We start from the raw sequence: 25,703 nt of genomic DNA on the forward strand, positions 1-25,703 counted from the left end.
ACCGGCGAGGAGATCACCCAGAACGGCCTGGGCGGCGCCGACGTGCACGCCGAGACCTCCGGGGTGTGCCACTTCGCCTATGACGACGAGGAGACCTGCATCGCCGAGGTCCGCTACCTCCTGTCGATGCTCCCGCAGAACAACCGCGAGAACCCGCCGCGCGCCGAGTCCTCCGACCCGGCCGACCGCCGCAGCGAGGTCCTCCTGGACCTGGTCCCGGCCGACGGCAACCGCCCCTATGACATGACCAAGGTCATCGAGGAGCTCGTCGACGACGGCGACTACCTCGAGGTCCACGAGCGCTGGGCCCGCAACATCATCTGCGCCCTGGCCCGCCTCGACGGCCAGGTCGTCGGCATCGTCGCCAACCAGCCGCAGAGCCTGGCGGGTGTCCTCGACATCGAGGCGTCCGAAAAAGCTGCACGCTTTGTGCAGATGTGTGACGCTTTCAATATCCCGATCCTCACGCTGCTGGACGTGCCCGGGTTCCTGCCCGGTGTCGACCAGGAGCACGGCGGGATCATCCGGCACGGCGCCAAGCTGCTCTACGCCTACTGCAACGCGACGGTGCCCCGGATCTCGCTGATCCTGCGCAAGGCGTACGGAGGTGCGTACATCGTCATGGACAGCCAGTCCATCGGCGCGGACCTCACCTACGCCTGGCCCACCAACGAGATCGCCGTGATGGGCGCCGAGGGCGCCGCCAACGTCATCTTCCGCCGCCAGATCGCCGACGCCGCCGATCCCGAGGCCATGCGGGTCCGCATGGTCAAGGAGTACAAGGCCGAGCTGATGCACCCGTACTACGCGGCCGAGCGCGGCCTCGTGGACGACGTCATCGACCCGAGCGAGACCCGCGAGGTCCTGATCAAGTCGCTCGCGATGCTGCACACGAAGCATGCCGACCTGCCCTCCCGCAAGCACGGCAACCCCCCGCAGTAACCCGGCGGATCCTTCGCGGTACCCCCGCGGAAACCTCTCTCATGGAGACTGAAACCTATGAGCACCCCTGACATCCGCGTCGAGAAGGGCCACGCCGAGCCCGAGGAGGTCGCCGCCATCACGGCGATCCTCCTGGCCCGTGCCGCCTCCGCTCCCACTGATGCCGCTCCCTCCCACCGCGCCCACCGCAAGGCGGGCTGGCGCCGCCTGGAGCGCGAGCCCGGCTTCCGCGCCCCGCACAGCTGGCGCTGAGGGTCTGACACCGACAGCCCCGTCCTCCGATGGAGGGCGGGGCTGTCGTGCGTTCCGGGCCCGCAGAGGCCCTCCAGGGCCAACTGGGGTCCGTTCGGCGGGTGTTCGGCCTTCCCGGTCCGGCCCGCCGCCCGACGGGCCCCTGCGGGGCGCCGGTTCGGCAGGGCGGCGCCGTACGGGCGCGCCGGGAACGGCCGCCGGTGCGGCGGGAGCGTCCGGACCGGGGAGGCGGGAGCGTCCGGACCGGGGCGGCCCGGGACGCGCGACGGCCCCTGCTTCTCCGGGCGGAGAGGCAGGGGCCGTCGTACGTGCGAGCGGGGGACGCTAGCGCAGGCGCGCCATGAGGGCGTGCTCGACCAGCGTGATCAGCGCCGACTTGGCGTCCGCGCGGTGCCGGGCGTCGGTCGTGATGATCGGGGCGTCCGGGCCGATCTGGAGTGCCTCGCGCACTTCCTCCGGGTTGTACGGCTGGCTGCCGTCGAAGCCGTTGAGGGCGATGACGAACGGCAGGCCGCTGTTCTCGAAGTAGTCGACCGCGGGGAAGCAGTCGGCGAGACGGCGGGTGTCCACCAGGACGATCGCGCCGATGGCGCCGCGGACCAGGTCGTCCCACATGAACCAGAAGCGGTCCTGGCCCGGCGTACCGAAGAGGTACAGGATCAGGTCCTGGTCGAGGGTGATACGGCCGAAGGCAGCGGGTTGATCTCCGAGACGGCGCCGACGAACGTGGTCTTGCCCACGCCGAAGCCGCCCGCCACCACGATCTTCGCGGACGTGGTGGAGCGGGAAGGCCCTCCGCTAGAGCTTGCGAAGTCCACTGAGCACCCTTTCGAGCAATGTCACGGCTGGCTGACCGCCGGCGCTCTCGTCGCCGCCCGGCTGATGAATGGCGACCAGGCCCGCCTCCGCCAAGTCGGCGACGAGGATCCTGGCCACGCCGAGAGGGATGGTCAGCAGGGCCGAGATCTCGGCCACCGACTTGATCTCCCGGCAGAGGTTGCAGATGCGCTGATGCTCGGGCAACTGGCCCTGCATCTGGTGCGGCTGCGCGGTGGTGTGTACCAGCGCCTCGATGGCGAGCTGGTAACGCGGCCTGGTGCGGCCACCCGTCATGGCGTACGGACGCACCAGGGGGTTGTTGTTCGACCCCCCGGCGGGCGAAGCCTCGGGGGAGCGTCGGTGCGGCTGCACGGGCTGGATGCGCGGTGCCGACGGCTGGTCGTACGGGGACGGCCCCGGGCCCTGCGGACCCTGGGGCGCGTACGGCTGGCGTCGCTGGCTGGGGGCGGAGGGAAAGTTGTACCGGTTGGGGTCGCCTGAGCCGTCGCCCTGCCCCTGGCCGGGGCCGTACGACCAATTGCCCGAAGACGAACCGCCTGGGGGTGTTACCACTCTCTCTCCTCCTCCGACTGTGCCGGGCACCCAACGCTGGGACCGCGTCCCGAAACCTTACGGCCCCGGGACGACAATTCGCACCGTCTGTCTATTAGTTGAGAAGGCTGCCCTGGAGCTCCGCACGAAGATCCGGAGTCAGAACCGTGCCCGCACGGTCCACCAGAAGCGCCATCTCGTACCCAATGAGACCGATGTCCGCCTCAGGGTGTGCGAGTACTGCGAGTGAAGAACCGTCCGAAATGGACATGAGGAAGAGGAATCCTCGCTCCATCTCCACAACGGTCTGGTTCACGTGGCCGCCCTCGAAGATACGGGACGCACCCGCGGTCAACGAGGTCAGACCGGACGCGACGGCCGCCAGCTGGTCGGCACGGTCACGGGGAAAGCCTTCGGACATGGCCAGAAGGAGTCCGTCGGCGGAGACCACCACCGTGTGCGACACCCCGGGGGTGTTGTCCACGAAATTGGTGATCAACCAGTTCAGGTTCTGTGCCGCCTGGCTCATCGGGCTCACAACTAACGCTCCTGGTTGTAGGTGCTGTCAGGACCGAGGCCCTGGCCGTTCGTGTCACTGCCTGCATTGCGTCCCCGCTCCACGCCGCGACGCAGGTTGCTCAGCCTGCCCCGGACGTCCTCGGGAGCACGGGAGACCTGGGGGCCTCCCTGGGGGGTCGATTCCGCGGTTCCCTCGACCAGGTTGGCCTTGGGCACCCGCCGCGGGAGACCGGACGAGGTGACCCCGCCCGCCTTGGGCTTCTTCAGCTGCTCGGCGCGCTGCCACCGATCGTCGTTCGACGACCGCCAGTCGTCGCCCGTGTTCCCGGAGGACATGGGCGCCGCCTGCTCCCTCGCCGGTTGCGCCGGGCGCCGGGCGTTGCCGGCGGGGGCGGGGCCGCGACGGGGGAGACCCGCGTCGGTCATCGTGTGGGGGGCCGAAGTGGCCGGTCCCGGACGACCAAAGCCTACGCTGTCCCGCTCACTCGCGTCAGCGACCTGCGGAGATTCCGCTTCCGGAGCGTAGTCGGACCGGTACCCGCCCTGGTACGCGTCCTGCTGCTGCGGCCAGTCGTCCTGGTAGGACGGCTCACCGAAGCCCGACAGCGAATCCTGGGCGGAGTTGCCCGTTCCGGCGTGCTCCTGCTGGACCGGCTCCTGGTAGGAGGGATCAGGGTAGCCGCCGTTGGACGGGAAGTACGCCTCGTCGTACGCAGCCTGCTGCGGCTCCTCGTACGACGTCTGCTGGTTGTACGTGGTCTGCTGCTCCTCGTGCACGCCCTGGGCGCCGTCGTACGCCGGGGCGTCGAAGGACGGCTGTCCGTTGTCGTACGCGGGCTGGCCGGCGTCGAAGCCCTCGGCGTAGCCCTGGGGCGCCTCGATGGCGTCGGGGCCGTGCGTCTGGGCCTCCAGGGCCGCACGGCGCTCCTCGCGCATCAGGGAGCGGCCCACGGGGTCCAGGTCGCGGATGTCGTCCGGCACCTCGTAGCGGCTGTCGTCGAAGCCGAGGTCCGCGGCCGTGAGCACCGGCTGCTGCTGGGTCCCGAAGTTCTCCCCCGGGAACGACTGCTGCTGCTGCTCGGGAATGATCTGGGACACGGTGAACTCGTCGCGCATCGGCTGCTCGCCACCGCCACCGTGGGTGATGGCGTCGGGGAGCATGACCAGGGAGGTGGTGCCGGCCTGCTCGCCCGAGGGGCGGAGCTGGACGCGGATTCCGTGGCGGTCGGACAGCCGGCCGACCACGAACAGGCCCATGCGCTGCGAGATCGCGGCGTCCACGGTCGGCGGGTTGGCCAGCTTGTGGTTGATGTCCGCGAAGTCCTCGGCGGTGAGGCCGATGCCCTTGTCGTGGATCTCGACCATGATGCGGCCGTCGGGCAGACGGGTCGCGGTGACGCGGACCTTGGTCTGCGGGGAGGAGAACGTGGTCGCGTTCTCCAGCAGCTCGGCGAGCAGGTGCACGAGGTCGGTCACGGCGCGGCCGTGGATCTCGGCCTCCGGGACGCCGGAGAGCTCGATGCGCTCGTACTGCTCCACCTCGGAGGAGGCGGCGCGCAGCACGTCCACCAGCGGGACCGGCTGGTCCCAGCGGCGTCCGGGCTCCTCGCCCGCGAGGACCAGGAGGTTCTCGCCGTTGCGGCGCATACGGGTCGCGAGGTGGTCCAGGCGGAAGAGGTTCTCCAGCTGGTCCGGGTCGGCCTCGTTGTTCTCCAGGTCGGTGATCAGGGTCAGCTGGCCCTCGATCAGCGACTGGTTGCGGCGCGAGAGGTTCGTGAAGATCGCGTTGATGTTGCCTCGCAGGAGGGCCTGCTCGGCGGCCAGTCGTACGGCCTCGCGGTGGACCTGGTCGAAGGCCCGGGCGACTTCGCCGATCTCGTCCGTGCTGTTGATCGGGATCGGCTGCACGCGGGTGTCGACCCGGCCGGGGTCGGTGCGCGAGAGCTGGTCGACCAGCATCGGCAGACGCTGCTCGGCGACGTTGAAGGCCGCGCTGCGCAGCTGGCGCATCGAGCGGCTCATCTGGCGGGCCACCATGCCGGCCAGGATGAACGCGGCGAGCAGGGCGACGACGACGACGGCACCGGTGATGAAGGCGTCGGTCTTGGCCGTGTCGGAGATGTCGCCGGCCTCGGCCACGGCCTTGTCGGCGAGGTCGGACTCGATCTTGCGGTACGCGTTGTACTTGGCGGTGTTGACCGCCATCCAGTTCTGCGCGGTGATGCCGTTCGCGGCGAGCTTGGCCCGGTCGCTCTCCAGCGACGACGGGAGCGAGGAGAGCTCCTTGACCATCTCGGTCGTCTTCGCCGGCGGCGGTATGTAGTTCGGGTCCTTGGCCGCGGCCTCCTGGGCCGCCTGCGTCAGCTCGGCCTTGACGGTCGCCGTCGCGGCGGTGAGCTTGGCGGCGTCGTCCTCGGTGCCACCGCCCTTGTACTCCTCGATGGCGATGCCCTCGAGGTAGGCGTACGAGGACAGGGCGACGCGCTGGCTGGCGAGGCTGCTGTTGCCGGGGCCCGGCTTGACCAGCATGTGCACACCGATGGAGCGCTCCAGCGACAGCGCGGCCTTGGACAGCGAGATCGCGTAGACCGTACGGCCGTAGCTGGTGATGTTTCCGGTGCCCAGACCGAGCTCGTTGGCGAACTCCATCAGCGGGTGCTGGATCTGGAGGTAGCCCTCCTCGGTCTTCACGCCGGGGAGCGCGGTCGTGTAGGCCGCGCCCCGGAGCTTCTCGAGACCGGGCTCGACGTCGCGGAATATCTGGAGACGGCGCTCCAGGCCCGGCGTCTTGGGCATGTTCTGGGCGGCCTCGTCGAAGGCGTCGGCGGCCAGGTCGGTGTCCCGGCGGACCTTGACGACGGTCGCGTCCTTCGTGCCCTTGCCCGACAGCAGCGGGGCGGCGCTGAGGTCGCGCTCGACGAACAGCTTGTCGCCGTAGTTCAGCGCCGCCTGCACGAGGAGGGCCGTCTTCTCGGCGTCCTGGGCTTCCTGCCAGGTGTCGATCGAGCTCTTCACCTGGAAGCCGCCCATGACGAGGCCGACCACCACGGGGATGAGCAGGATCGCGTTCAGCCTGGTCGGCACGCGCCAGTTGCGCGGGGAGAATCGGCCTCCGCTCGGCGCGGGCGCCGGCGTGGGCTCCGGACCGGCGGCCACTTGTGCGGGCGCCGCTCCGCGCGCCGGCGGGGTGAAGTTGCCCCGTGCCGACGGCTCGGGACCGTTCATGCTTCGCCTCACTCGACCAACAACCTCTCGGCGTCGGCACCTACTGTGTGCCGCCGTATCTACCAGCGCCCTTGACTACTGGGCAGTTCAGCGCATTCCAGCACGTCAAGCAGCGCCATTCCAAACACTCGGAACGGATGATTCCGAGTGGTGCTGGCCACAGATAAATCGGTCATAAAGAGCGAGCCCCGCCAAAAGACGGGGCTTTCATGAACGCAGCGGCACCGGGCGACCGCTATGCGTGTCAGGGCCAGCGAAATTCTCTGTCGAAACGTTATGAACACCGAGGCCGGCCGTGTCAAATGACACAGCCGGCTCCCATGTGACTACCACAACTTCCATACAGGACCGTCGACTTGATCGTTAACGCAGACGGGCCATGAGCGCGTGCTCGACCAGGGTGATCAGAGCGCTCTTCGCATCTGCACGGTGTCGCGCGTCCGTCGTGATGATCGGCGCGTCCGGGCCGATCTGAAGGGCCTCGCGCACTTCCTCCGGGTTGTACGGCTGGTGACCGTCGAAGCCGTTGAGGGCGATGACGAACGGCAGGCCGCTGTTCTCGAAGTAGTCGACCGCCGGGAAGCAGTCGGCGAGACGCCGGGTGTCCACCAGGACCACGGCACCGATGGCACCGCGGACCAGGTCGTCCCACATGAACCAGAAGCGGTCCTGGCCCGGCGTACCGAAGAGGTACAGGATCAGGTCCTGGTCGAGGGTGATACGGCCGAAGGCCACCCGCTACGACGATCTTCGCGGAGGTGGTCGCCCGGCCTCCGTCAGAGCTTGCGAAGTCCACTGAGCACCCTTTCGAGCAGTGTCACGTCCGGCGCGCCGCCGTTGTTCTCATCGCCGCCAGGCTGGTGAATGGCGACAAGTCCGGCCTCGGCGAGGTCCGCGACAAGGATCCTGGCCACGCCGAGCGGCATGGACAGGAGGGCCGACACCTCGGCCACCGACTTCACTTCCCGGCACAGATGGCAGATGCGCTGGTGTTCGGGGAGCAGACCCATCAGCTGGGCCGGATCGGCCGTGGTGCTGATCAGAGCCTCTATGGCCAGTTGGTACCGCGGCCTGGTCCGGCCGCCGGTCATCGCGTACGGACGTACCAGCGGCTGGTCGCCTTCATCCCCGTACGACTCGGCGTACGGATCATGAGAGGCGGGGGGCGGGGTCATGAATCCTCCGGGCGGGACAGCAAGTCGGTCAGTCGTGCCGTCTGTAAGGGCCGGTGGGGGGATTGTGGCGGCCGGACGGTGATTTCGTGCGGTGTCTGGATCCGGCGGCGGTCAGTGAAGCAGACTGCCTTGTAGTTCGGCACGCAGGTCCGGCGTGAGGACGGCGCCCGCACGGTCGACGAGCAGTGCCATCTCGTAGCCGACAAGGCCGATGTCGCACTCCGGGTGGGAGAGGACCGCGAGAGACGATCCGTCCGAAACCGACATCAGGAAGAGGAAACCGCGCTCCATCTCCACGACCGTCTGGGCAACCGAGCCGCCCTCGAAGATCCGGGAGGCCCCGGCCGTCAGCGAGGTGAGTCCGGAGGCGACGGCCGCCAGTTGGTCCGCGCGGTCGCGGGGGAAGCCTTCGGACATCGCCAGAAGGAGTCCGTCGGCGGACACGACGACGGTGTGGGACACACCAGGGGTGTTGTCCACGAAGTTGGTGATCAACCAGTTGAGGTTCTGTGCCGCCTGGCTCATCGGGCTCAACTAACGCTCCTGCTGGTGAGTGGGGCTGGGGAAGCTGCCGGTCTGGCCGTTGCCGGCCTGTCGACCCTGCTGAATGCCCCGACGGAGATTGGTCAGCCGGCCGCGTACGTCATCGGGCGCACGGGAGACCTGCGGACCGCTTTGGTGCTGTTGCTGCTGTGCCGTACCCGCGACGAGGTTGGCTCGCGGGACGCGGCGCGGCAGGCCCGAGGTGGTGACCCCTCCTGCCGACGGCTTGCGGGAGCGCTCCGCCTGCTTGACGAGATCGTCGTTCGGAGAGCTGCGCCACGAGGTGGTGGCGGCCGGTGCGGCGGCCGGACGCTGCGGAGCCGGGGGAGTCTGCGGCTGCTGGGGGGCGGCCTGTGCGTATCCCTGGGAGCCGTTGTGCTGGGCGGTGCCGTTGGCCGGTGCGCCGTTGACGGGCGTGCCGTTCGCGGGGGTGCCCTCGGAGCCGTTCGCCTGACCGTGGAACCAGTTGGTCTCCAGCGTGTCGTAGAGCGGCGTACGGCCGTCACCGGGGTTCGAGGCCGGCGGAAGCGCCTCGGGAGCCTGCTGACGGGCGGGCGGCTGTGGGGTGGCCGGCCGCTCGTACTGTCCGGTGGACGACGAGCCCTGCCCGTTGCCGTAGCCGGGTGCCGCGAACTGCCCGGTGGACGCGGGGTCCTGGGAAGGCGCGTAGCCGGGCTGGGCGAACTGGCCGGTGGACGACGGGGACGCGGTGGCCCCGTAGCCCTGTGCGGCGAACTGTCCCGTGGCGGCCGGGTTCTGGCCCGCCGCGGACTGGTTGCCGGAGTAGCCGTACTGGCCGTTGTGCTGGCCGTTGTTCTGCGGCGCGCTCGCGCCGGGGCGCGGGGCGTCGAAGTCGGGACGGGCGAACTCCGCGGTGGAGGCGGGGCCCCGCTCGTCGATCCGCGGCATGCGCGAGGTCGCGTCGGGGTCCTCGTGACCACGGGGAGTGTCGGGGGACGTACGCGGAACCGGGGGCTGCGCGTTGTCGTCGCTCCAGCTCGGCGTGCGGGCGCCGGCGTTGCCGCCGGGCAGCTCGGCGCGCGCGTTGCCGCCGCGGCCGGGCAGCTGCGGCCGGCGACGGCCGCCCTTGCCGCCGGACGGGGCCTTCGCGGGCGCGGCCGGAGCCGCGTTGCCCTCGCCGAAGCCGTTCTGGCCCGCGCCGGCGTTGTTGCCGAACGAGTTCTTCCGGCCGCCGGAGGTGTCACCGAAGGCGTTCTGGCCGGCGGCGGTGTCGCCGCCGAAGCCCTGCTGCGGGCTCTGCCCGAAGGCGTTCGCACCGGCCGGGGCCTGCCGGCCCTGACCGCCGCCCTGGCCCTGCGGACCACGAGCGCCGCCGGGCGCACCCGGACGGCCGCCCTGGTTGCTTCCGGGCAGTGCCGCCCGCGCGCCCTGGCCCGCTCCGACCTGTCCGCGCTGCGGCGGGGCGCCGAGGGGACCGCCGGGGGCGGAGGGGGAACCGGCGCCGAGCGAGGGACCGCCCGAGCGACGAGCCGCGGCCACACCGGCCGAGGCCTGCGAGGCGGCGGGGCCGCCGGCGGCACCCTGGCCGGGCTTGTTCGGCATGGGCTTCTTGCCGCCCTGGGCGACGTCCACGGGCAGCATGACCAGCGCGGTCGTACCGCCGGAGTCGGACGGGCGCAGCTGGATGCGGATGCCGTGACGCTGCGACAGACGACCGACCACGAACAGACCCATGCGTCGGGAGACGGAGACGTCCACCGTGGGCGGAGCGGCGAGCCGCTCGTTGATCGCGGCCAGGTCCTCGGGGGACAGACCGATACCGGTGTCGTGGATCTCGATCAGCACGCGGCCGTCGGGCAGGGCGTGACCGGTGACCTTGACCTTGGTCTGGGGGGAGGAGAACGAGGTGGCGTTCTCCAGCAGCTCTGCGAGCAGGTGGACGAGGTCGTTGACGACCCGGCCGGCGACCTCGGTGCCCGGCACCGAGGCGAGTTCGATGCGCTCGTACTGCTCCACCTCGGAGGCGGCGGCGCGGAGGACGTCGACCAGCGGGACCGGGCGGGTCCAGCGGCGGCCGGGCTCTTCACCGGCGAGAACCAGGAGGTTTTCACCGTTACGGCGCATGCGGGTCGCGAGGTGGTCGAGCTTGAACAGCGAGGAGAGCTGGTCGGGGTCGGCCTCGCGGGACTCCAGCTCGGATATGAGGGAGAGCTGGCGCTGGATGAGACCCTGCGAACGGCGCGAGAGGTTGGTGAACATCGCGTTGACGTTGCCTCGCAGAAGGGCCTGCTCGGCGGCGAGGCGGACGGCCTCGCGGTGCACGTCGTCGAAGGCCGCGGCCACCTGGCCGATCTCGTCCCGGGAGTGCACACCGACCGACTCCACGGAGGTGTCGACGTCCTGCGGGTCCGACTCCGAGAGCTGCTTGACGAGCTCGGGCAGACGGTCCTGGGCGACCCGGGTGGCGGTGTCCTGGAGGCGGCGCAGCGAGCGGATCATGGACCGGGCCACGACGAAGGCGCCGACGAGCGAGACACCGAGGACGAGCAGGATCAGGACACCGGAGATGATCGCTTCGCTCTGCGACTCGTTGCGCAGCTCACGGGCCTTCTGCTCCATCTCGCTGAGCAGCGTGGTCTCGATCTTCGACATCTGGTCGATCTTGGCCGAGTCGTCGTCGATCCAGTCCTTGAAGGACCGCTTGTTCTGCGTCTTCAGACCCTCGGGGTTGCTCAGCACGCGCTTGGCGTACTGGTCGGCCGACTTGATCGTCGGGTTGTCACCCTCGATGGGCAGGAGCAGGTCCGTGCTGCCGGTGCCGTAGATGTTCTTGAACGCCTGGTTCTCGGACTCCTGGCTCTCGAGCGCGGAGAACGCGTACTGCTGGTCGTTCTTCGAGAGGGTTCCGAACGTCGTCGGCTGCTTGGGGAGCGCGGCGGCGATGACGGCCCGCTGGACGGAGGCGTACTCCTTGGCGGAGGAGAACGACGCCAGCGCGCGGGTGCGCTGGATCATCTCCGGGTTGCTGGTCGCCTCGGCCATGTCCTGGGAGAGCGCGAGGAGCTCGGTGACCAGGCGGTGGTAGGCGTCGACCGTCTGGGTCGCGTTCTGCGGGTCGTTGTAGGCGTCGCTGCGGATCTCGTTGAGCTTGTAGAGCTCGGACACGACACCGACGAGGCTGTCGTGGACGCCCGCCAGCTGGCCCTTGGCCGTGGCGTCGTCGACCTGCTGCGTGCCCTCGAGGAAGTGCTTCTTCGCCACGTCGGTGGCGTCGCGGACCGACTTGACCTCGTAGTCGTTGGACAGGGCGCCGTGGGCCAGCGGACCGGCCGTCTCGTCGCGCTCCTTCTGGAGCGCGGCGGCGAGCTCGGTGGCCTGCTTGGTCATCTCGGTGAGCAGCCGCATGTTGTCGAGCTGCTGGATGTTGTCCAGCGACTCGTTGATGCGGAGCGCTCCCAGCGAGGTCGCCGCCACCACGGGGAGGGCGAGCAGCGACACCAGTCGCGTCGAGATGCGCCAGTTCCGCAGGGCTACGCGCGAGCCGTGGCTCGGCGCGGCCGGCTGCGCGGCGTCGGTCGTGGTGGCGGGAGCCTTGGGCTTGGCGCCGGCGCGAGCGGCGTGTTCACCGCTGCCTCCGACCTCTGCCGGTCCCGGGTTCTGGGCGTGCTGGGGCGAGGAACCGCGGTCGGTCCCGCCGCGCGGCTCCGGCTCCGCCGAAGCGCTGCCATCCCTCTTGAAACGTCCCTGCACTAGCGTCGCAACCTCTGGACCAGGCGCCCCTCCGCTGGAACGGCGGGACGGTGTCGGCTTTTTACACAGACGCAGATGCGCTCTGTGTAGGTGGTCTGAGTGACCGGCGCAGGTTCCCCCTTCCCGCCGCCACTCGGCGCTGAGTAGCGCCCCTGCGCGCCGGATCGTGAATCCGCGGCGGTCCGAGGAATTCCAGCACAGTGCAGGATCTCCAACAAGGCCCGTGTACCAGGCTGTGACCTCCGTGACAGCATGTGAGGGGACTGTCACCGGACGTGCAAGGGGTTCTCGTACAAACCGGGCATAGGCCTACGAGCCACTGGCGTCCCCGCCCTGTCCCAGTCGCGATGATCAGGAGCGGAATGGCTGGTTCAGTGGAGTAATGTCCGTTTGGTCGCACCGAATCGGGGGCCGCGATTGACCGGTTTGCCCCTTGGTGAGTGAGGAAACTCACACGGCGATCATGGCCTCTTCGCGGCCTCGCCAGGGAATTGAATGTTTAGCCTGGCGCTTTACAGGGATGGCGAATCCGACAACCCGCGCCCATGTGGGGCCCTTTGACCCCGACCGGCGCCCAGGACGACAAGGTCGAGCAAAACGGTGAAGACGACGATGATGTTCCGCAACATTGCCAACCCGCGGCGCACGACGCTGGCGCACCTCGAGGACGCCGACGCCCTGCGGACGCCGGAACGGCCGGAGCACTCGGTCGACCTCCCCCTGCAGACGGCCAACCCCCGCCGCACCGTCCTGATGGACGCCCCGGTCGCGGTCGCCGCCGCGGAGTGAACCCCGCCGGCCGCTGACAGGGCCGCGCCCCGGGGCGCGGCCCTTCGGTCCTTCCCGGCCTTCCCGGGAGCGACGCCCCCCCCCGGCGTCCGTAGGGACGCCCCGCCGCCCACCGTCGGCCGATATACGCGAAGCCCGCAGCCCCTGCCGCGTTAGCCTGGAGCGTCAGACTCCAGCCAGCTCAGTGAGGGGCGCAAGGATCCCGTGCGCATCGCCAGATTCTCCATCGACGGCAACGTCGCGTTCGGCGCGGTCGAGGGCGACAAGCCGGACGAACTCGTCCTCGACATCATCAAGGGCATCCCGTTCGCGGACTTCGAGCTCTCCGGTACGAAGGTCCCGCTGAACAAGGTCCGGCTGCTGCCGCCGGTGCTCCCCAACAAGGTCGTGGCCTTCGGCCGCAACTACGCGGAGCACGCCAGGGAGCTCGGCAACGAGGTGCCCGACGCCCCGTTCGCCTTCTTCAAGCCGTCGACCTCGGTGACCGGCCCCGGCGACCCGATCCAGTACCCCTCCTTCTCCAGCGAGCTCCACCACGAGGCGGAGCTCGCCGTCGTCATCGGCCGCATGTGCCGCGAGGTCCCGCGCGAGCGCGTCAAGGACGTCATCCTCGGCTACACCTGCGCCAACGACGTCACCGCCCGCGACGTACAGCGGCGCGAGAAGCAGTGGGCCCGCGCCAAGGGCTTCGACACCTCCTGCCCGCTCGGCCCCTGGGTGGAGACGGACCTCGACCCCGCCGACCTGACCATCCAGTGCACGGTCAACGGGCAGCAGCGCCAGCTCGGCCGCACCAGCGAGATGATCCACTCCATCGAGGACCTGATCGTCAACATCACCGAGGCCATGACGCTGCTCCCCGGCGACGTGATCCTCACCGGCACCCCGGCTGGGGTCGGCCCCCTGAACGTCGGCGACGAGGTCGCCGTCACCATCGAAGGCATCGGCACTCTCACCAACAAGGTGATCAAGCGTGGCTAACGTCCGTGTACGTTTCTGTCCCTCCCCGACCGGCAACCCCCACGTCGGGCTGGTCCGCACCGCCCTGTTCAACTGGGCGTTCGCCCGGCACAACGAGGGCACCCTGGTCTTCCGCATCGAGGACACCGACGCGGCCCGCGACTCCGAGGAGTCGTACGAGCAGCTGCTCGACTCGATGCGCTGGCTGGGCTTCGACTGGGACGAGGGCCCCGAGATCGGCGGCCCGCACGCGCCGTACCGCCAGTCGCAGCGCATGGACCTCTACGCGGACGTCGCCGCCAAGCTGCTGGACGCGGGTCACGCGTACCACTGCTACTGCTCGACCGAGGAGCTGGACACCCGCCGCGACGCGGCCCGTGCCGCCGGCAAGCCCTCCGGCTACGACGGCCACTGCCGCGACCTGAGCGCCGAGCAGAAGGCCGCCTACGAGGCCGAGGGCCGCAAGCCCATCGTCCGCTTCCGGATGCCCGACGAGGCGATCACGTTCGAGGACCTGGTCCGCGGCGAGATCACGTACCTCCCGGAGAACGTCCCGGACTACGGCATCGTCCGCGCGAACGGCGCGCCGCTCTACACGCTCGTCAACCCCGTCGACGACGCCCTGATGGAGATCACCCACGTCCTGCGCGGCGAGGACCTGCTCTCCTCCACCCCCCGGCAGATCGCCCTCTACAAGGCGCTGACCGAGCTGGGCATCGCCAAGGAGACCCCGGCCTTCGGCCACCTCCCGTACGTGATGGGCGAGGGCAACAAGAAGCTCTCCAAGCGCGACCCGGAGTCCTCGCTCAACCTCTACCGCGAGCGCGGCTTCCTCCCCGAGGGCCTGCTGAACTACCTCTCCCTGCTCGGCTGGTCGCTCGCGGCCGACCGCGACATCTTCTCGATCGAGGAGATGGTCGCCGCGTTCGACGTCACGGACGTCAACCCGAACCCGGCCCGCTTCGACCTGAAGAAGTGCGAGGCGATCAACGCCGACCACATCCGCATGCTCGATGTGAAGGACTTCACCGAGCGCTGCGCCCCCTGGCTGCGCGCCCCCTTCGCGCCCTGGGCGCCGGAGGACTTCGACGAGGCGAAGTGGCAGGCGATCGCCCCGCACGCCCAGTCGCGGATGAAGGTCCTCTCGGAGATCACGGACAACGTCGACTTCCTGTTCCTGCCGGAGCCGGCCGTCGACGAGGCGTCCTGGACGAAGGCCATGAAGGAGGGCAGCGACGCCCTGCTCCGCACGGCCCGCGAGAAGCTGGAGGCGGCCGACTGGTCCTCCGCGGAGTCCCTCAAGGAGGCCGTTCTGGCCGCCGGCGAGGAGCACGGCCTCAAGCTCGGCAAGGCGCAGGCCCCGGTCCGCGTCGCCGTCACCGGCCGCACGGTCGGCCTGCCGCTCTTCGAGTCCCTGGAGATCCTGGGCAAGGAGACGACGCTGGCGCGCGTCGACGCCGCGCTGGAGCGGCTCGCCGCGTAGCCGCCGCGCATGAGTGAGAGGGGCGGTGTCCGCTACGGGCACCGCCCCTCTCGTATGCCCCGGCGCCGGCTGAACCGGGTCGGGCCCGTCGGGCAACTTCCTCTGGAAATAGGCCACTTGTGGCCCCACCGCCCCACCGTGCTCCGAGTCGCCGCCCCGGGCCCCGCGCGCCCGGCACTCCGCGCGGCCCGCATCCCGCGCCTCCCGCGGCCCGTACCGCGCGCTTCTCTCGGCCCGCACCCCGAGCGCCCCGATCCCCGTGCCGCCCGAAGGCCCGTGGCGGCGACCGGGGGACAGCCGTGCGTGCCCGGAGATACCGTCGGCGCATGAGCATCGACGCCGTGGTGTGGGACATCGACGACACGCTCTTCGACTACACGGCCGCGGACCGCGCCGGCATGCGCGGCCATCTCGCGGCCGAGGGCCTGCTCGACGACGGCACGACGGTCGAACAGGCCCTGGCCCGCTGGCGGGAGATCACCGACACCCAGTGGGCGCGGTACGCGGCCGGTGAGACCGACTGGCAGGGCCAGCGCCGGGACCGTGTCCGGGTGTTCCTCGGACGGCCGCTGAGCGACCCGGAGGCCGACGCGTGGTTCGACCGGTACGTCGCGCACTACGAGGGCGCCTGGGCGCTGTTCCCGGACGTCCTGCCCGCCCTGGACGCGCTCGCCGCCGGCCACCGGCACGCGGTGCTGTCCAACTCCAGCCTCCTCGTGCAGGACCGCAAGCTGCGCGTCCTCGGTGTGCACGACCGCTTCGAGGCGATCCTGTGCGCCGCCGAGCTCGGCGTCTCCAAGCCCGCGGCGGAGGCCTTCCACGCGGCCTGCGACGCCCTGGGGCTGCCGCCGGACCGGGTCGCCTACGTGGGCGACCACCCGGAGATCGACGGCAGGGGCGCCGCCGACGCCGGTCTGCTGTCGGTCTGGATCGACCGTGCGGGCACCTCCGGACCCGGTCCCGCACCGGCCGCCGGCACCGTCGGACGGACGGGTCCGCACCGCATCGGAACGCTCGCCGAGTTGCCCGGGATCCTCGCCGCCGATACCCGTTTTGGAGCGGGGTCCACCTTCGGGTAATGTTCTTTCTGCGCCGCCGGGAGCGGGCCGAAAGGCCGGAGCCCGGAGACGTCAGCCGAAACAAGATCTTCGTACGGGATTGCGTTTCTGTGGCCTATGGTGTAATTGGCAACACTACGGTTTCTGGTACCGTCATTCTAGGTTCGAGTCCTGGTAGGCCAGCTCGCAGAGCTCATCTGCACCGCGGAGATCCAGATCCGCAACGCCCCCGTTGTGTAGCGGCCTAGCACGCTGCCCTCTCACGGCAGTAGCGCCGGTTCGAATCCGGTCGGGGGTACAGATCCTTCCCAGGAAGGCAGTTCGGGTCGCACCCGCTGCCCTTCATGCAGGATCGCTAGGGCCCCCGTTGTGTAGCGGCCTAGCACGCTGCCCTCTCACGGCAGTAGCGCCGGTTCGAATCCGGTCGGGGGTACTGACCAAAATGGTCTAAACCACCATGGGCTATGGTGTAATTGGCAACACTACGGTTTCTGGTACCGTCATTCTAGGTTCGAGTCCTGGTAGCCCAGCCCCGGATCTGCGGCAACGCACGATTCAGGCCCCCGTTGTGTAGCGGCCTAGCACGCCGCCCTCTCAAGGCGGTAGCGCCGGTTCGAATCCGGTCGGGGGTACAAGGTCCGCAAGGGTCTCCACTTCGGTGGGGGCCCTTGCGGCGTTTCCGGCCTCGTTCCCCGGCGCTCGCGCACGGACCCGCCCGGGGGTCACCCGTGGGCCGTTCCCGATCAACCCGGCGCGCGGCACGGTGAGTTGGATCACGGGGGAAGAACGAGGCGCGGGGTGCACCGGAAGCCGGCGCACCCCGCGTACGGACGGTGCTGCGGAAAGGGCCTGCCGCGGCGTTGAGGCCGGCCCTTCCCGGGAGCGGGAGCAGGAGCGGAGCGGGTCAGCCCGTGCGGCGCAGGGCCTCGGAGAGGCGGCCGGCGGCGTCGATGACCGCCTGGGCGTGCATACGGCCCGGGTGACGGGTCAGGCGCTCGATCGGCCCGGAGACCGAGACGGCGGCCACGACCCGGTTGGAGGGCCCGCGCACGGGCGCGGAGACGGACGCCACGCCCGGCTCGCGCTCACCGATCGACTGGGCCCAGCCGCGGCGCCGTACGCCCGAGAGCGCGGTGGCGGTGAAGCGGGCGCCCTGCAGACCGCGGTGCAGCCGCTCCGGCTCCTCCCAGGCCATCAGGATCTGGGCCGAGGAACCGGCCTTCATGGTGAGGGTGGAGCCCACCGGCACCGTGTCCCGCAGACCGGACAGCCGCTCGGCCGCGGCGACGCAGATGCGCATGTCGCCCTGGCGGCGGTAGAGCTGCGCGCTCTCGCCGGTGATGTCCCGCAGGTGCGTGAGCACCGGGCCCGCCGTCGCGAGGAGACGGTCCTCACCGGCGGCCGCGGCCAGTTCGGAGAGTCGGGGCCCGAGGATGAAACGGCCCTGCATGTCGCGCGCCACCATGCGGTGGTGTTCAAGTGCCACGGCGAGGCGATGTGCCGTGGGTCGTGCCAGTCCGGTCGCCGCGACCAAGCCTGCGAGGGTGGCCGGACCGGACTCCAGGGCGCTCAGGACAAGGGCTGCCTTGTCCAGGACGCCGACGCCGCTACTGTTGTCCATGAAACGATACTCGCGTCTCACTCTGTGAAACGCAAGTTCAATTTCCGGTGAAACGCGCCACCCTGGTAGGCACAGCGGCCCGCGAACCAACGGGTCCGGCGGACGACGTCCGGTACGAGGGGTACGGACGTTCACCGCCCCGGAAATCTCTAGTTGGGCCGGCGCCACACGAGCCGGCCGGAGGGAAAGCGATGGGTAGGACACTCGCGGAGAAGGTCTGGGACGACCACGTCGTCCGGCGCGCCGAGGGCGAGCCCGACCTCCTCTTCATCGATCTGCACCTGCTGCACGAGGTGACCAGCCCGCAGGCCTTCGACGGCCTGCGTCAGGCGGGCCGCCAGGTGCGGCGCCTCGACCTCACCATCGCTACCGAGGATCACAACACCCCGACCCTCGACATCGACAAGCCCATCGCGGACCCGGTCTCCCGGGTCCAGCTGGAGACGCTGCGCAAGAACGCCGCCGAGTTCGGCGTCCGGCTGCACTCGCTGGGCGACGTCGAGCAGGGCGTGGTGCACGTCGTCGGCCCGCAGCTGGGTCTGACCCAGCCGGGCACCACGGTGGTCTGCGGCGACTCGCACACCTCCACGCACGGTGCCTTCGGCGCCCTGGCGTTCGGCATCGGCACCTCCCAGGTGGAGCACGTGCTGGCCACCCAGACGCTGCCGCTGGCCCGCCCCAAGACCATGGCCATCACCGTCGACGGGGAACTGCCCGACGGGGTCACCGCGAAGGACCTGATCCTGGCGATCATCGCCAAGATCGGTACGGGCGGCGGCCAGGGCTACATCCTGGAATACCGCGGCTCCGCCATCGAGAAGCTCTCGATGGAGGCCCGGATGACCATCTGCAACATGTCGATCGAGGCCGGCGCCCGCGCGGGCATGATCGCCCCCGACGAGACCACCTTCGAATACCTCAAGGGCCGCGCGCACGCCCCCGAGGGCGAGGACTGGGACGCGGCCGTCGCGTACTGGAAGACGCTCAAGTCCGACGACGACGCCGAATTCGACGCCGAGGTCGTCATCGACGCCGCCTCCCTGTCGCCGTTCGTCACCTGGGGCACCAACCCCGGCCAGGGAGCGCCGCTTTCGGCGAACGTCCCCGACCCGGCTTCGTACGAAGACGCTTCGGAGCGGCTGGCGGCCGAAAAGGCCCTGGAATACATGGGGTTGACCGCCGGGCAGCCGCTGCGCGACATCAAGGTCGACACCGTCTTCGTAGGTTCGTGCACCAACGGCCGTATCGAGGACCTGCGCGCGGCCGCCGCGATCGTCGGGGGCCGCAAAGTCGCCGACGGCGTACGGATGCTGGTCGTCCCCGGCTCCGCGCGGGTCGGACTCCAGGCCGTCTCCGAGGGCCTGGACGTGGTCTTCAAGGAGGCCGGCGCCGAATGGCGGCACGCGGGCTGCTCGATGTGCCTCGGCATGAACCCCGACCAGCTGGCCCCCGGTGAGCGCTCCGCGTCCACCTCCAACCGCAACTTCGAGGGCAGGCAGGGCAAGGGCGGCCGTACGCACCTGGTCTCGCCGCAGGTCGCCGCCGCCTCGGCGGTCCTCGGCCACCTGGCCTCCCCGGCCGACCTGTCCGACGCCCCCGTGCCCGCTGGAGTCTGAGAGTCATGGAAGCATTCACCACGCACACCGGCCGGGCCGTCCCGCTGCGCCGCAGCAACGTCGACACCGACCAGATCATCCCCGCCCACTGGCTCAAGAAGGTGACCAGGGACGGCTTCGAGGACGGCCTCTTCGAGGCCTGGCGCAAGGACGGCTCCTTCGTCCTCAACCAGCCCGAGCGCCAGGGCGCCACGGTCCTGGTCGCGGGTCCCGACTTCGGCACCGGCTCCTCCCGCGAGCACGCGGTGTGGGCGCTGCAGAACTACGGCTTCAAGGCCGTCATCTCGTCGCGGTTCGCCGACATCTTCCGCGGCAACTCGCTCAAGAACGGCCTGCTCACGGTGGTTCTGGACCAGAAGATCGTGGAAGCGCTCCAGGAGCTGTCGGAGAACGACCCGCAGGCCGAGATCACCGTCGACCTCGAAGCGCGCGAGGTGCGCGCCGAGGGCGTCACCGCGGCCTTCGAGCTCGACGAGAACGCCCGCTGGCGGCTGCTGAACGGCCTCGACGACATCTCCATCACCCTCCAGAACGAGGGCGACATCTCGGCGTACGAGGCCAAGCGGCCCGCGCACAAGCCGAGGACGCTGCACGTCTGACGTCCGGGGCCGCGCCGCGGCCGGGATCCGACTGATTCCAGCCAGGCAACACCCCTCTGTACCCCCAATCGTGGACGGTTGGGGGTACAGCTGTTTTCGCGCCCGAAGGGCCCTCGCCCGCCCTCACGAGGACCGTCAACTCCCCTAGTTACAAAGCGGGTTGTCTGGGTAGGCGCGAGTACGGGCGACTTCCGGCCAAGGGGGCCAGGAGGCTTCCGGGGGACGGCAGTTGCCCCCTGGGCAGGCGACAACTCGCCCCAGATGGCACAATCTGTGCATGGAACGTGACGGCCAACTCGAGCTCTACGCGGCGGTCGCGACCCAGCTCAAGGACGCGCACACAAGAGTGCGCGCACTGCAAGTCCCGGAGGGCGTACGGATGGCGCTGACCCGGAAGCTGCTGGTCATTACGGCCGCGGCCAAGCACGATCTCGCCGACGCGACAAGGCGGCTGGAGCGGTTCACCGAGGACCTCGACGAGGGCCGGTTCCTCGAAGGGGATCACTGACGAACCGCGCTACGGCCCGAGTTCGTTGCGGCACAAGGGTGATTAGCCCGTTTCGTGTTTGATTTGCGGTATATATCTGCCTAACGTGCGAAAAAGCTTGAACGCATTCGTTCGGGCAATGTCTCCGAAGGGGAAGACGTGAACAAGGCGCAGCTCGTAGAAGCGATTGCCGACAAGGTCGGCGGGCGTCAGCAGGCCGCCGACGCGGTCGACGCGGTACTGGACGCCATCGTCCGTGCGGTTGTCGGCGGAGACCGGGTCTCGGTCACCGGCTTCGGTTCCTTCGAGAAGGTCGACCGCCCCGCCCGTTACGCCCGCAACCCTCAGACGGGTGAGCGTGTTCGGGTCAAGAAGACCTCCGTGCCGCGCTTCCGTGCCGGTCAGGGGTTCAAGGACCTGGTGAGCGGCTCGAAGAAGCTCCCGAAGAACGACGTCGCGGTCAAGAAGGCCCCGAAGGGCAGCCTCTCCGGCGGCGCTTCCGCGACGGTGAAGAAGGCCGCGGCCAAGAAGGCGACCACCGCGAAGAAGGCGGCGGTCAGGAAGACCGCGGCGAAGAAGACGGTCGCGAAGAAGGCCACGCCCGCCGTGAAGAAGACCGCGGCGGCGAAGAAGACGACGGCGAAGACGACCGCCGCCAAGAAGACGACGGCGAAGACCACCGCGGCCAAGACGACCGCCGCCAAGAAGGCTCCGGCGAAGAAGGCCACGGCGAAGAAGGCCCCCGCCAAGAAGTCGACGGCTCGCAAGACCGCCGCCAAGAAGGCCACCGCCCGCTAGAGAACGGGCGCACGGGCACCTCACGCGCCGGGCCGGGCTCCCACCGGGAGCCCGGCCCGCGGCGTGTCCGGGTGCCCTCAGGGCGCCCTGCGAGCGGGGCCCGGGCCGTTCGCGTGGTGTCAGGCACCCGGTGTGTCCCGGATGCCTGCGTGGTGTCCGGCGAGCGGCGTGTCCCGGATGCCCGCGTGGTGTCCGGCGACCGGTGTGTCCCGGGTGCCCGCGCGGTGTTCGGGCCGCGGCGCGTCCAGAGCGTCCGCGGGGTGCTCAGAACGTCTGCAGCGTGATCAGGGTGATCCGCAGCCCGGCGCCCTCGCCCTCGGTCTCGATCCGCACGCGCTGGCCCGGCCGCAGCAGCCGCAGCCCGCCGGCGTCGAACGCCGGACCGTCGAAGGGCACCGGGGTGCCGTCGTCGAGCAGCACCTGTCCGCTGCGGGTCTCGGGGTCGTACGTGTACGAGGTCGCCTGCATGGGGGCAGCCTACTGATCCCCCGAACCCGTCCCGCCCGCCCGCACCCCGCCCGAGCCCGCCCGCCCGCGCCACCACCGACACCCCGACCGCGCCTCGCGGCACCCTCTCCGGCCGCCCCTTGGGGCCTCACCGGCTGTCCGACAGCGCCTCGGCGACCGACTCGCGGTGCCTCACCGGCCGTCCCGCAGGGCATTACCGGCACTCTGGGGGAGCCGTGACCGGTCGTCCCGGGCGGAACTCAGTGGCCGGGAATCAGCAGCCGTGCCGCCGCCGCGGCCGTGCGCGGGCCCACGCCGAGCGTCAGCGCCGCGCGCAGATCCTCCCGGGTGTCCACGTCCCGGCGTACGGAATCCACCGCGTCGAGACGGAGTTCCACGGCCCCCGAGGCCCCGTGCCGGGCCCGCGAATCGCCGCCGAAAGCGGGGAGCAATTCCCGGCCGGGGGAAGCGGCCAGGAGCGTGGTGCCGATTGCGGCCGCATCCGCCAGAAAAGCGCGCGGGAATTCCGCCGCGGCGGCCAGCACCCGGGCCAATTCCGACGGCCGCAGCGCGGGCAGATCGGCGTTCAGGGCCGCGACGGCGCTTTCCGGATCCCGGGCCCGCACCACCCCCGCTCCGTGCGCCAGCGCCGCGTTGAGGCCCCCGCCCGGCTCGTCCGCGACGATCCGCGCGCCCAGCGCGGCCAGCTCCCGGCCGGCCAGCGCGTCACCCGTGACGACCGCCACATCCCGGACGGCGTCGCAGGCCAGCGCGGCCGCCACGGTGTCCTGCGCGAACGCGAGGGCGAGCCCGGGGCGCAGGACGTCCGAAGCGGTGTCCGCCAGCCTGCTCTTGGCCCGCGCCAAGGGCTTGAGGGGCACGACCAAGGTCCACCGCACGAGTGCTCCACCCTCTCCAGTCACGCCTTATTGTGACCTGGCCACCCTGGCGGTCGGGGTGTCGGGGCGTACGGTGTTCTCGACAGACAGGCGGCCTGGAGCGACACTTGTGCGGCCCCCCAGGCTCTAGAGGAAGGTGTCCGCGTGCCCCGCCGCAGAATCGGCTTCTGGTACCGCTTCGCAGCGGTTCTCGTCAAACCGCCGCTGGTCGTTCTGCTCAAGCGGGACTGGCGAGGGATGGAGAACATTCCGGCCGAGGGCGGATTTATCACCGCGGTCAACCACAATTCCCATGTGGACCCGTTCGCCTATGCGCACTACCAGTACAACACCGGACGAGTTCCCCGCTTCCTGGCGAAGGCCGGTCTTTTCAAGAAGGGATTCGTCGGCGCCGCGATGCGCGGCACCGGGCAGATTCCCGTCTACCGCGAGAGCACGGACGCCCTGAGCGCCTTCCGGGCCGCGATCGACGCCGTGGAGCGCGGCGAGTGCGTCGCGTTCTACCCCGAGGGCACGCTCACCCGTGACCCCGACGGCTGGCCGATGACCGGCAAGACCGGCGCGGCCAGGGTCGCCCTGCAGACCCGGTGCCCGGTGATCCCGGTGGCCCAGTGGGGCGCCAACGAACTGCTGGCCCCGTACGCCAAGAAGCCCGATCTCCTTCCGCGCAAGACCCACCGCGTGCTCGCGGGCCCGCCGGTGGACCTCTCGCGCTTCTACGACCGGGAGATGAACCCGGACCTCCTGAGGGAGGTCACCGAGGTCATCATGGCCGCCGTCACCGCGCAGCTGGAGCTGATCCGCGGCGAGAAGGCGCCCGAGACCGTGTACGACCCGCGCGAGGTGCGCATCGCGCAGCGCCGCAAGGCCGCGGCCAAGTCGAAGGCACAGCAGGAAGAGGGGCAGGGAACGTGAGCAAGCCGGTCAGGGCGGCCGTCTTCGGGACCGGATCGTGGGGCACGGCCTTCGGCATGGTGCTCGCCGACGCCGGGTGCGACGTCACCCTGTGGGCGCGCCGGCCCGAACTCGCCGACGCGGTCAACTCCACGCGGACGAACCCGGACTACCTCCCGGGGATCGAACTCCCCGAGAACCTGAAGGCCACCGCCGACCCGGCCGAGGCCGCGCGCGGCGCCGACTTCACCGTCCTCGCCGTCCCCTCCCAGACCCTGCGCGCCAACCTGGCGGAATGGGTGCCGCTGCTGGCCCCCGACACCGTGCTCGTCTCGCTCATGAAGGGCGTCGAACTCGGCACCGTGAAGCGGATGAGCGAGGTCATCGAGGAGGTCGCCAAGGTCTCCGCCGACCGGGTCGCCGTCGTCACCGGGCCCAACCTCGCCAAGGAGGTCGCCCAGCGGATGCCGGCGGCCGGCGTCGTCGCCTGCCGCGACGAGGAGGTGGCCCGGCGCATCCAGACCGCCTGCCACACCCCGTACTTCCGCCCGTACACGAACACCGACGTGGTGGGCTGTGAACTGGGCGGGGCGGTCAAGAACGTGATCGGCCTCGCCGTGGGCATCGCCGACGGCATGGGCCTCGGCGACAACGCCAAGGGCTCGCTGATCACCCGCGGACTCGCCGAGACCACCCGGCTCGGACTGGTCATGGGCGCCGACCCGATGACGTTCTCCGGACTCGCGGGCCTCGGCGACCTCGCCGCGACCTGCTCCTCGCCGCTCTCGCGCAACCACACCTTCGGCATCAACCTCGGCCGGGGCATGACCCTCCAGGAGACCATCGCGGTCACCCGGCAGACCGCCGAGGGCGTCAAGTCCTGCGAGTCGGTGCTGGATCTGGCCCGGCGGCACGGCGTCGACATGCCGATCACGGAGACGGTCGTCAGCATCGTCCACGAGGGCAAGCCCCCGGTGGTCGCCCTCAAGGAACTGATGTCGCGCAGCGCCAAGCCCGAACGCCGCTGAGCCGCCCGGCCGGACCGCCCGGCCGAACCGCCAGGTGGGCGACGCTCAGCGACGGCGGGTGCGACGCTGAGCAACGGCCGCCGTGGGGCGCTGACTCACCGCCTACCACCGGGTACTCTCAACGCGATATGAGCACCGAGAACCTCCCCCAGACCCCTGAGCGGCCGACGCGCAAGCCGCGCGTCGCCGTCGTCTTCGGCGGCCGCAGCTCCGAACACGGGATCTCCGTGGTCACCGCCGGCGCCGTCCTGAGCGCCATCGACCGTACGAAGTACGACGTACTGCCGATCGGCATCACCCAGGACGGCCGTTGGGCGCTCACCGCGGACGAGCCGGAACGCATGGCGATCGTCGACCGCAGGCAGCCCAGCGTCGAGCAGCTCGCCGAGTCCGGCGAGGGCGGCGTGGTGCTCCCCGTCGACCCCGCCAACCGCGAAGTCGTCTACAACGAGCCCGGGTCGGTCCCCAAGGCGCTCGGCGAGGTCGACGTCGTCTTCCCGATGCTGCACGGGCCCTACGGCGAGGACGGCACCCTCCAGGGCCTCCTGGAGCTGTCCGGCGTCCCCTACGTCGGCTCGGGCGTCCTCGCCTCGGCCGTCGGCCAGGACAAGGACTACATGAAGCGGGTGTTCACCTCGTTCGGCCTGAAGGTGGGCCCGTACGTGGTGATCCGGCCGCGCGAGTGGCAGCAGGACGAGGCCGCCGCCCGCAAGAAGATCGTCGACTTCGCGGGCGAGCACGGCTGGCCGCTCTTCGTGAAGCCCGCGCGAGCGGGTTCTTCGTTCGGCATCACGAAGGTCGACGACCTCGCGGGCCTCGACGAGGCGATCGAGGAGGCCCAGCGGCACGACCCGAAGATCATCGTGGAGGCGCTGCTGCGCGGCCGCGAGATCGAGTGCGGCGTCCTGGAGTTCGAGGACGGGCCGCGGGCCTCGGTCCCCGCGGAGATCCCGCCCGTGCAGTCGCACGCGTTCTACGACTTCGAGGCCAAGTACATCGACGCGGCCGACGGGATCGTGCCGGCGCCGCTCACCGAGGAGCAGACCGCGGAGGTCCGCCGTCTCGCCGTCGAGGCCTTCGACGCCGCGTCCTGCGAGGGTCTGGTCCGCGCGGACTTCTTCCTCACCGAGGACGGCGAGTTCGTGATCAACGAGATCAACACGATGCCGGGCTTCACGCCGATCTCCATGTACCCGCGGATGTGGCGGGAGACGGGCGTCGGTTACGCGGAGCTCGTCGACCGGCTCATCCAGGCGGCGCTGCGGCGGTCCACCGGACTGCGCTGA

Annotated in this window: 22 protein-coding genes, 5 tRNA genes and 2 pseudogenes; 18 read left to right on the forward strand and 11 right to left on the reverse strand. The window is 70.3% G+C overall.

All coding sequences use genetic code 11. The annotated features are described in order from the left end of the window. On the forward strand, positions 1–942 hold a 942-nt coding region (locus tag IO36_RS31980; RefSeq protein ID WP_037624986.1), incomplete at its 5' end, for an acyl-CoA carboxylase subunit beta. Between the two features lie 57 nt (positions 943–999). Continuing rightward, on the forward strand, positions 1,000–1,194 hold the full coding sequence (locus tag IO36_RS31985; RefSeq protein ID WP_037624988.1) for an acyl-CoA carboxylase subunit epsilon: 195 nt from the start codon (positions 1,000–1,002) through the stop codon (positions 1,192–1,194). Between the two features lie 324 nt (positions 1,195–1,518). Here the strand turns inward: IO36_RS31985 and IO36_RS31990 are convergent. The 8 genes and pseudogenes from IO36_RS31990 to IO36_RS32025 all read right to left on the reverse strand — a co-directional run bounded on the left by IO36_RS31990 (position 1,519) and on the right by IO36_RS32025 (position 11,738). Then, a pseudogene (locus IO36_RS31990) lies at positions 1,519–2,012 on the reverse strand (GTP-binding protein). After that, on the reverse strand, positions 1,993–2,586 hold the full coding sequence (locus tag IO36_RS31995; RefSeq protein ID WP_037624990.1) for a DUF742 domain-containing protein: 594 nt from the start codon (positions 2,584–2,586) through the stop codon (positions 1,993–1,995). Before IO36_RS31995 ends, IO36_RS31990 begins: the two are co-directional and overlap by 20 nt. Before the next feature lie 94 nt (positions 2,587–2,680). Continuing rightward, the gene (locus IO36_RS32000; RefSeq protein WP_037625176.1) at positions 2,681–3,094 is read right to left on the reverse strand and encodes a roadblock/LC7 domain-containing protein; all 414 of its coding nucleotides are present in this window, start codon (positions 3,092–3,094) and stop codon (positions 2,681–2,683) included. An 11-nt stretch (positions 3,095–3,105) separates the two neighbouring features. Beyond that, positions 3,106–6,321, reverse strand: a complete 3,216-nt coding sequence (locus IO36_RS32005; RefSeq protein ID WP_037624991.1) for a sensor histidine kinase — start codon at positions 6,319–6,321, stop codon at positions 3,106–3,108. A 351-nt stretch (positions 6,322–6,672) separates the two neighbouring features. After that, a pseudogene (locus IO36_RS32010) lies at positions 6,673–7,038 on the reverse strand (GTP-binding protein); the annotation flags it as partial. A gap of 47 nt (positions 7,039–7,085) precedes the next feature. Further along, positions 7,086–7,484 carry a DUF742 domain-containing protein gene (locus IO36_RS32015; RefSeq protein WP_037624993.1) on the reverse strand — a complete coding sequence of 133 codons (399 nt, stop codon included), beginning with the start codon at positions 7,482–7,484 and terminating at the stop codon, positions 7,086–7,088. 111 nt (positions 7,485–7,595) lie between these two features. Next, the gene (locus IO36_RS32020; RefSeq protein ID WP_037624995.1) at positions 7,596–8,009 is read right to left on the reverse strand and encodes a roadblock/LC7 domain-containing protein; all 414 of its coding nucleotides are present in this window, start codon (positions 8,007–8,009) and stop codon (positions 7,596–7,598) included. 9 nt (positions 8,010–8,018) lie between these two features. Next, complete coding sequence (locus IO36_RS32025; RefSeq protein WP_037624998.1) at positions 8,019–11,738, reverse strand: sensor histidine kinase; 3,720 nt, start codon at positions 11,736–11,738, stop codon at positions 8,019–8,021. Positions 11,739–12,338: 600 nt separating this feature from the next. Here IO36_RS32025 and IO36_RS32030 point away from each other — a divergent pair. The 9 genes from IO36_RS32030 (at position 12,339) to IO36_RS32070 (ending at position 16,660) form a co-directional block, all read left to right on the forward strand. Beyond that, complete coding sequence (locus IO36_RS32030) at positions 12,339–12,527, forward strand: hypothetical protein (RefSeq protein WP_037625000.1); 189 nt, start codon at positions 12,339–12,341, stop codon at positions 12,525–12,527. Positions 12,528–12,731: 204 nt separating this feature from the next. Continuing rightward, entirely contained in the window at positions 12,732–13,508 is a 777-nt protein-coding gene (locus IO36_RS32035) for a fumarylacetoacetate hydrolase family protein (protein WP_037625001.1), read from the forward strand. After that, positions 13,501–14,970, forward strand: coding sequence for a glutamate--tRNA ligase (gene gltX / locus IO36_RS32040; RefSeq protein WP_037625003.1), 1,470 nt, complete (start codon positions 13,501–13,503; stop codon positions 14,968–14,970). The genes IO36_RS32035 and gltX overlap by 8 nt, the downstream gene beginning before the upstream one ends. A 326-nt stretch (positions 14,971–15,296) precedes the next feature. Beyond that, positions 15,297–16,049 carry an HAD family hydrolase gene (locus tag IO36_RS32045; protein WP_037625005.1) on the forward strand — a complete coding sequence of 251 codons (753 nt, stop codon included), beginning with the start codon at positions 15,297–15,299 and terminating at the stop codon, positions 16,047–16,049. 90 nt (positions 16,050–16,139) lie between these two features. Then, positions 16,140–16,211: transfer RNA gene (locus tag IO36_RS32050), tRNA-Gln, on the forward strand. Positions 16,212–16,253: 42 nt separating this feature from the next. Continuing rightward, positions 16,254–16,326: transfer RNA gene (locus IO36_RS32055), tRNA-Glu, on the forward strand. A 62-nt stretch (positions 16,327–16,388) separates the two neighbouring features. Beyond that, positions 16,389–16,461: transfer RNA gene (locus IO36_RS32060), tRNA-Glu, on the forward strand. 25 nt (positions 16,462–16,486) lie between these two features. Next, positions 16,487–16,558, forward strand: a tRNA-Gln gene (locus IO36_RS32065). A gap of 29 nt (positions 16,559–16,587) precedes the next feature. Beyond that, positions 16,588–16,660: transfer RNA gene (locus IO36_RS32070), tRNA-Glu, on the forward strand. A 272-nt stretch (positions 16,661–16,932) separates the two neighbouring features. On the opposite strand, the gene ndgR is transcribed toward IO36_RS32070, so the two are convergent. Further along, positions 16,933–17,649, reverse strand: a complete 717-nt coding sequence (gene ndgR, locus IO36_RS32075; RefSeq protein WP_037625007.1) for an IclR family transcriptional regulator NdgR — start codon at positions 17,647–17,649, stop codon at positions 16,933–16,935. 191 nt (positions 17,650–17,840) lie between these two features. Here ndgR and leuC point away from each other — a divergent pair, with 191 nt between their 5' ends. The 4 genes from leuC (at position 17,841) to IO36_RS32095 (ending at position 21,149) form a co-directional block, all read left to right on the forward strand. After that, positions 17,841–19,265 carry a 3-isopropylmalate dehydratase large subunit gene (gene leuC, locus IO36_RS32080; RefSeq protein ID WP_037625009.1) on the forward strand — a complete coding sequence of 475 codons (1,425 nt, stop codon included), beginning with the start codon at positions 17,841–17,843 and terminating at the stop codon, positions 19,263–19,265. 5 nt (positions 19,266–19,270) lie between these two features. Next, positions 19,271–19,864 (forward strand): 3-isopropylmalate dehydratase small subunit, encoded by a 594-nt coding sequence (gene leuD, locus IO36_RS32085; RefSeq protein WP_037625011.1) that lies wholly within the window; start codon positions 19,271–19,273, stop codon positions 19,862–19,864. Between the two features lie 277 nt (positions 19,865–20,141). Next, positions 20,142–20,372, forward strand: coding sequence for an SCO5555 family protein (locus IO36_RS32090; protein ID WP_037625013.1), 231 nt, complete (start codon positions 20,142–20,144; stop codon positions 20,370–20,372). 138 nt (positions 20,373–20,510) lie between these two features. Further along, positions 20,511–21,149, forward strand: a complete 639-nt coding sequence (locus IO36_RS32095) for an HU family DNA-binding protein (protein ID WP_037625015.1) — start codon at positions 20,511–20,513, stop codon at positions 21,147–21,149. A gap of 264 nt (positions 21,150–21,413) precedes the next feature. Here the strand turns inward: IO36_RS32095 and IO36_RS32100 are convergent, their stop codons facing one another. Then, a complete protein-coding gene (locus IO36_RS32100; RefSeq protein WP_037625018.1) occupies positions 21,414–21,617 on the reverse strand; it encodes a hypothetical protein in 204 nt (67 codons plus the stop codon). A 239-nt stretch (positions 21,618–21,856) separates the two neighbouring features. Beyond that, positions 21,857–22,495, reverse strand: a complete 639-nt coding sequence (gene cofC, locus IO36_RS32105) for a 2-phospho-L-lactate guanylyltransferase (protein WP_037625020.1) — start codon at positions 22,493–22,495, stop codon at positions 21,857–21,859. A 144-nt stretch (positions 22,496–22,639) separates the two neighbouring features. On the opposite strand from cofC, the gene IO36_RS32110 reads away from it, so the two are divergent. From IO36_RS32110 to IO36_RS32120, 3 genes are all read left to right on the forward strand, one after another. After that, a complete protein-coding gene (locus IO36_RS32110; RefSeq protein ID WP_037625022.1) occupies positions 22,640–23,410 on the forward strand; it encodes a lysophospholipid acyltransferase family protein in 771 nt (256 codons plus the stop codon). Beyond that, on the forward strand, positions 23,407–24,417 hold the full coding sequence (locus tag IO36_RS32115; RefSeq protein WP_037625024.1) for an NAD(P)H-dependent glycerol-3-phosphate dehydrogenase: 1,011 nt from the start codon (positions 23,407–23,409) through the stop codon (positions 24,415–24,417). Before IO36_RS32110 ends, IO36_RS32115 begins: the two co-directional genes overlap by 4 nt. Before the next feature lie 128 nt (positions 24,418–24,545). Then, positions 24,546–25,703, forward strand: a complete 1,158-nt coding sequence (locus IO36_RS32120) for a D-alanine--D-alanine ligase family protein (protein WP_037625026.1) — start codon at positions 24,546–24,548, stop codon at positions 25,701–25,703.

It is taken from the genome of Streptomyces aureus (assembly GCF_000725495.1).
In the GTDB taxonomy this organism is placed as follows: Bacteria; Actinomycetota; Actinomycetes; order Streptomycetales; family Streptomycetaceae; genus Streptomyces; species Streptomyces aureus_B.

What these genes read in the sequence shown, in the direction of transcription:
- IO36_RS31985 (WP_037624988.1), top strand. Translation starts at nt 1,000, where the DNA reads ATGAGCACCCCTGACATCCGCGTCGAGAAGGGCCACGCCGAGCCCGAG.
- IO36_RS32000 (WP_037625176.1), bottom strand. Translation starts at nt 3,094, where the DNA reads ATGAGCCAGGCGGCACAGAACCTGAACTGGTTGATCACCAATTTCGTG.
- IO36_RS32015 (WP_037624993.1), bottom strand. Translation starts at nt 7,484, where the DNA reads ATGACCCCGCCCCCCGCCTCTCATGATCCGTACGCCGAGTCGTACGGG.
- IO36_RS32020 (WP_037624995.1), bottom strand. Translation starts at nt 8,009, where the DNA reads ATGAGCCAGGCGGCACAGAACCTCAACTGGTTGATCACCAACTTCGTG.
- IO36_RS32045 (WP_037625005.1), top strand. Translation starts at nt 15,297, where the DNA reads ATGAGCATCGACGCCGTGGTGTGGGACATCGACGACACGCTCTTCGAC.
- ndgR (WP_037625007.1), bottom strand. Translation starts at nt 17,649, where the DNA reads ATGGACAACAGTAGCGGCGTCGGCGTCCTGGACAAGGCAGCCCTTGTC.
- leuC (WP_037625009.1), top strand. Translation starts at nt 17,841, where the DNA reads ATGGGTAGGACACTCGCGGAGAAGGTCTGGGACGACCACGTCGTCCGG.
- leuD (WP_037625011.1), top strand. Translation starts at nt 19,271, where the DNA reads ATGGAAGCATTCACCACGCACACCGGCCGGGCCGTCCCGCTGCGCCGC.
- IO36_RS32090 (WP_037625013.1), top strand. Translation starts at nt 20,142, where the DNA reads ATGGAACGTGACGGCCAACTCGAGCTCTACGCGGCGGTCGCGACCCAG.
- IO36_RS32100 (WP_037625018.1), bottom strand. Translation starts at nt 21,617, where the DNA reads ATGCAGGCGACCTCGTACACGTACGACCCCGAGACCCGCAGCGGACAG.
- IO36_RS32120 (WP_037625026.1), top strand. Translation starts at nt 24,546, where the DNA reads ATGAGCACCGAGAACCTCCCCCAGACCCCTGAGCGGCCGACGCGCAAG.